General features: G+C 30.5%; 5 protein-coding genes. All 5 read right to left on the bottom strand.

Translation table 11 applies throughout. The annotated features are described in order from the left end of the window. Nucleotides 1–296: 296 nt before the first annotated feature. Complete coding sequence (locus H6F32_RS19990) at nt 297–1262, bottom strand: S9 family peptidase (RefSeq protein ID WP_190371018.1); 966 nt, start codon at nt 1260–1262, stop codon at nt 297–299. 168 nt (nt 1263–1430) lie between these two features. Beyond that, the gene (locus tag H6F32_RS19985) at nt 1431–1817 is read right to left on the bottom strand and encodes a TaqI-like C-terminal specificity domain-containing protein (RefSeq protein WP_190371017.1); all 387 of its coding nucleotides are present in this window, start codon (nt 1815–1817) and stop codon (nt 1431–1433) included. Nucleotides 1818–2093: 276 nt separating this feature from the next. Continuing rightward, nucleotides 2094–3020 carry a Bpu10I family restriction endonuclease gene (locus tag H6F32_RS19980; protein WP_190371016.1) on the bottom strand — a complete coding sequence of 309 codons (927 nt, stop codon included), beginning with the start codon at nt 3018–3020 and terminating at the stop codon, nt 2094–2096. A 21-nt stretch (nt 3021–3041) separates the two neighbouring features. Further along, nucleotides 3042–4319 (bottom strand): DNA methyltransferase, encoded by a 1278-nt coding sequence (locus tag H6F32_RS19975; protein WP_190371015.1) that lies wholly within the window; start codon nt 4317–4319, stop codon nt 3042–3044. A 178-nt stretch (nt 4320–4497) separates the two neighbouring features. Next, a partial coding sequence (locus H6F32_RS19970; protein ID WP_190371014.1) for an Eco57I restriction-modification methylase domain-containing protein occupies nt 4498–5923 on the bottom strand: 1426 nt, incomplete at its 5' end.

Below are 5923 nucleotides of genomic sequence, written 5' to 3'. Positions count from 1 at the left end.
TAAAGGAAATAAGCAAGCATTAAATACAGAACTAGCAGTTCCCCCAATATGTAGCACAAGCATCTTGCTGGCATCCCCCAATATGTAGCACAAGCATCTTGCTGGCATCCCAAGAGTATGCCTGAAAACTTATCGGCGAATATAATTTGCTACTACACAAACCAAATTCACACTTCGACAGGCTCAACCACCACCTGCGTGGACTCATAAAAGAACGAATCTACTTTTAACCTGTGTAGGCAGGTTTTGTCTGTATAGCCGCGATTTCCAATCGCCAGAAGAGAAGAAAATTTAACTTACCAATTACTTAATTGAGTAGTCAAAAAATAGCGCACATGATCAACAAAAGTCGGACCCCATTTTCTATCCCCATGTCCCAAACCTGGAACTACAAAACATTCTCCATTAGGAAATTTTTCAGCACAAATTTGAGCATCTTTAAAATTAACCACAGAGTCATTCTCTCCCACTAAAAATCGCACCTGACGATGTGGTTTTACCCGATCAATATAACTCAAAGGATTAGCAGCAATAGCATATTGATCAGGCTTTCTAATATTTTGTACCAACTGCAAAAGATTAATAATTGTCTTTGCTTCTGGTTGAACTTTATTCAATAAATTACCCACTATTTCACCTAAAGGAGAACTAGCTAAAGCAGGTAAAACACTACCGCCCCAACTATTAGCAAAAGAGAAAAGATCCGCGTGGCCAATTGCACCTAATAACCTATCTCCTATACCATAAGCAGTAAAACAGTAAGCTGTTTCTAATACTCCCATACTCACGCCAAATAAAGCTAATTTATGCTTACCAACACCATATTTTTCTTGACAAAATTGATGAACATTTTTCAGATCATGGGCATTTTTTTCAAATAAATGTAATAACAATTTAGTATCAAAAGTAATACCTCTATCTATTAATGGTTGTAATTCTTTTTCTACTTTTGCTGTAAAAGTTCTGATTAAACTACGTTCTCCAGCAAAAGGAGTTTCGTATAAAGCCACTGCAATACCCATTTGTGTTAAAGTGGGGATAATAAAAGCATTTAAACCATAAGGCGCACACATTCCCTGTAAACCGATAACTAAAGGTGTATTATCAGTGACACCATAAGGCGGTAAAAACACAACCACAGGATAACCACTGAGTTTTTCGTTAATATCATCTACTCCCACATAATTAAAAGGTTCATAAAACCAATAGCGATCGCCATTTACACCTTCTAAATTAATATTTTCTGGTCCGTATATAGTCATATTGAGGTAGATTTTGGATAAGTAGTATTGTTATATTGTACAGTATATTTTCTGATTGTCAGAATCAGGATACCCAGGATTTAAGGATGTACAGGACATTATGCCATTTTACGAACATCCTGATATTGATTAATTAATCCTAGGGGTAAAGTGCATTGTGCTTTACCCCTACCCGCTAGAACTTTCTATAATTTCAATTTCCTCCGGTGTTAAATTATAAAGTTGATAAACCATTTGATCAATTTCTGTTTCTAATGCGGTTGTATCTGCATTGGGATCTGATTTTTTAGCGTTGAGAATTTGATCAACAAGGTTTTCTATATCTTTTTTTCGTTCTTTAGTTAGTTCAGGAATTTTAATTTTACGAATATCATTTAAAGTTATTTGTGTAAAATCATCTTTTTTTGCCGATGCAGAAATATTAGTTTGCATAAATGAAATAAATTTTGAATTAATTATCGCTAATAAATATCTTGCAGAAAATTGATTATTGTTATTTATAAAAATATATATATCTTTTTTAGTGATAAATTCTTCATCAGTCAAAGTAGCCATTATTCTTAGAGGGTGTTTGAAAAGTTATGGTTGATGTATCAAATATTTTTTACCCCACCCTAACCCTCCCCTTAGTAAGGGGAGGGAACTGGATTTTTATTGTTTCCCCCCCTTAGCAAGCTACGACACAAGTTCTATCTGTCTTCGTTTTATGATTATTTAGCCCCCTAAATCCCCCAAGTTTGGGGGACTTTGAAATTCTTATTCCCCCAGAATTGGGGGTTAGGGGGCATTCATATCATAGATGAAAGTAATTTTTAATCACCAGGACTTTATTCAAAAATAACCAACCTCCAAAACATTACTCTCATCTAAACCTTCATTATTTAAAAGGTTACGAATATTATTAATAAGATGCTGAAAAACTTCAATTCTAAATGGATTATTTTCTAAGTATTGAATATAATAATCTCGATAATCTAAACGACCTTGATAAGTGGCGAAATGTGTTCTAATATTAGAATTAATTCTTTTGGCTTTTCTTAACAAAATGACTTCATCAATATCTGTGGGAGCAGTGCTAATAGGAGACATATCTAACCATTCACATACTAGAAAATATTTTGCTCCAGGAACTGCGGTTTTGACATCATGTGCGGTTGCACATCCTTCTTGAAACATGGTTTTATCAAGATTGGTTTTACATTCTACAGCAATATAAGCCAGATTAGTAATTATACTTTTTTCTTGTGTAAAATCTGGAAAATGAGATGCTTTTAAATAGAGTTTTCTAGTAATTGCAAAATCTTGGTTTTTGCTTCTAACACTTAAACCACCTCCTAAAGCTGGAATTGTTAAACTAGACTCAAAGTAAACAGAAGAAAATGCTTTAATAGGTCCAACCTGGGCATCTAATTTTTCTATTTCTGGTATAATAATGGGGTTAATCAGATATGGTAAAAATTCCTCAATTATCGTATTATCTAATTTTAATTGCCCCTTTTGTCTATATAAAAAATCATTAGGACTATCAAAAATTAATTTGATATCTATATAATTTTTGTAATCAATCAACAAGTTTAATAGAGTATTTAACATTTGTTCTGATGTCACTTGAGATATTATAGCTTGTCTTAAATTGTTAATCCATGTTTCATAAATGTCCATTGCTTCAGTAACTCTAGGTTTATCATTAACTGGAAGTTTAGAATTATCCAGTAAAGCTTTTAGTTTTTCAAAATGTGGGGTAGAATAAGTTTTCATAACTTAAAAAGTTAATCTTAGTTAATCTTGGGTAACGTTATTGTCAGCTTGAAATATAGGTGATTTTTGTACCAAATTAGCACGGTTTTTAGCATTAATTATTTCTTCATAAATATCTCCTTCTATATTTTCTAAAGCTGTTGTTAAAAACTCCTTTGCTAATTCTATCGCTAGAGTGTCATCTGCTATGTGAGGATTTTTTTCAGGGACTAAATGTAAAATATCTTCATAAATTATTTTGCCAAATTTATTTTTAAATTTTCTTTCTTGAATTAAATCAATTTTAAAACCCGCACCTTGAACAGCTAAATTAGCTAATAATGTACCATTTTTAAAAGGTACACCACGTATATTTGATTCTCTGCCAATCACAATAATTACTCTACCATTTTCTTTAATTAACCTGTGAATTTCTTTCAACACATCTAGTATATCTAGGGCGTATTGAATAACAGTTAAAAACCTATTTTGACGATGTTTCCTATTAGCACCTATTTCTGATTTCGCTACTGTTAGTAAATTCCAACCTAACATTTCCATTGTTATACGATTGTTTTGATGATAATTAAATACATTAATATATGGAGGAGATGTGATCACGATATCTATACTATTATCTGATAAAGGAATATTTCTAGCATCTTGATGAATAACTTGACAGGGATGAGGAGAATAGGGCAGAGATGTAATAATATTGATATGCTTTTGTAATGCTTTTCTAAAGGCGATTAATTCTCTTGGTTGATTTTGTTGATGGTAGTTAATAATTGCATTGATCAGTAGATTTTTTAATATCTGTTCATTATCACATTCTTGTAATATTTTAATAATAAAATTTTCTTCGATTTCTTGTTTATCTAAAGATGTTTGTTTTTCAGAAAAGCCATAAAAAAATAAATCTCCTGCAAAGGGTAATAAATGTTTATTAATAATTTCCTCAGCTAATTTAATTAATTTTTGTCTTTTGGTGGGTTCTATATTTACAAAATGAGCAGTTTTAGCCATTTCTACAGCAGCAGGATTTATTTCAGTACCATAACAAGATAAACCTTGACGTGCAGCTTCAAATAAGGTTGTTCCACTACCTGCAAATGGGTCTAAAATGACATCATTAGGATGAGCATAAACTTTGAGAAATAGTTCTATTAACTCAGGTGAAAATTGACCTCTCCAGGGTAAAATACTTGTTCTATTTTTATTTTGCAAGTCTAATTGTTCTGGAGAAAGGGATTTACAATTATTAGAAATTGTTTGCACTTGACTAAAGATATCAATTATGGAAATGACTGATGTTAACAATGGTTTATTCTCCTATTTTATTCACTATTTGTTATCCAGGAAATATTTAATAAAATCCTGATTTATTTTCAGAATCAAGATCACCAATATTTTAGGATGTACAGGATATTATACCATTTTACGAACATCCTGATATTGATTAATTAATCCTAGGGGTAAAGTGCATTGTGCTTTACCCCTACCCGTTAGAACTTTCTATAATTTCAATTTCCTCCGGTGTTAAATTATATAGTTGATAAACCATTTGATCAATTTCTGCTTCTAATGCGGTTGTATCTGCATTGGGATCTGATTTTTTAGCGTTAAGGATTTGATTAACTAATTGTTCTAATAACAATTCTTCAACTTCTGTAGGTTCTTTAATAGGTAACATTTCAATTTTATACTTTTTCCATCTATTTGTACCCATTCCTGTAGTAGTTGAAATTTGGTTAAAATACCATTCTGATAGTTTTGAATTTAAAACTGCTAATAAATATTTAAGTTTTTCACCAGTCATTAAGAAGGTAGTAGCTTCAGCATAATAGTTAGAGTCATCAAAAGCAAATTTAGGTTTATCAGAAATCTCGCCCCAGATAATTTTAGGTTTGTTGAAATCTTCTAAGTAAGCACAGTTTCTCAGGTTTGTCCAATGCTTACCTTGATCTTGTCGTTGTTTGATCTGAGGAAGAAAAGAAAGCAGATAATTATAAATAGATGGATAATCTTCTTTAACCTTAATTCTTTCAATATTATTTTTTGCAACTCCATTATGTGTATTAATTAGGTAAAGTCCTGAAAAGTCATAACTATATTTTTTTAAGTCTCTACCTCTTAAAATAGGTTGCATTATTTCAGTAGAATTAGAATTTTCAGCAATTAATTTATTTTTAGTTTCCTCATTTATAATAAAAGCTGCATTAAAACCAGTCAATAAACCTCTATTAATATTAATATTGAACTCCTTTAAAAGCTTAGATAATTGCTCTATTTTCGATTTTAATTTAGTTATTTTTTCATTTCCTATAATCCATTCTGATGTGCTAGGTATTTTAAATTGAAAACAGTTATTACTAAAATATTTATCTAAAGAAGAACCAATAATATAATTATTCATAAGACTAGCCACATCAAAACATTCATTAACTTTATCCTTTTTCAAGATGATGATATTTGATTCTACAGTTGCTTCTTCAAAAATCTGAATATCCTCGATATTCAATAAAATATTAGGTTGCATATTTTCAATAAAATATTTTTTCAATGAGTCACCATAAATAGTTTTTAACCAAGAATTAGAAGTGATATAATTTAATAATCCTTTTTTTCTTAAAATACAATTTCCTCTTTCATAAAACAAACAATAGATATCTGAAACCTTTGTATAAGTTTGGTAGTTATTTTCAAAATAAGCACTTTGATATTTTTCTTTAATTTTAGATAGTGAAAAATAAGGAGGATTACCAATTACCACATCAAAACCAACAAAAACACCCTCATCATTTAACACTTCAGGAAATTCAAAACGCCATTCAAAAGCATTTTCATAAATCTTCCCACTTTCTATATCCTCAATCTCAACTTTTAACTTATCAATCTCATTATTTAACTTAGCAATTTTTTTC

This window comes from Anabaena sp. FACHB-1237, from assembly GCF_014696225.1.
Taxonomy (GTDB): Bacteria; Cyanobacteriota; Cyanobacteriia; order Cyanobacteriales; family Nostocaceae; genus FACHB-1237.
The sequence above is the reverse complement of the archived record's forward strand: the minus strand, read 5'-3'. Positions and strand labels throughout refer to the sequence as shown.

Coding starts and splice junctions, on each gene's coding strand:
- H6F32_RS19990 (WP_190371018.1), bottom strand. CDS start 1,262: ATGACTATATACGGACCAGAAAATATTAATTTAGAAGGTGTAAATGGC.
- H6F32_RS19985 (WP_190371017.1), bottom strand. CDS start 1,817: ATGGCTACTTTGACTGATGAAGAATTTATCACTAAAAAAGATATATAT.
- H6F32_RS19980 (WP_190371016.1), bottom strand. CDS start 3,020: ATGAAAACTTATTCTACCCCACATTTTGAAAAACTAAAAGCTTTACTG.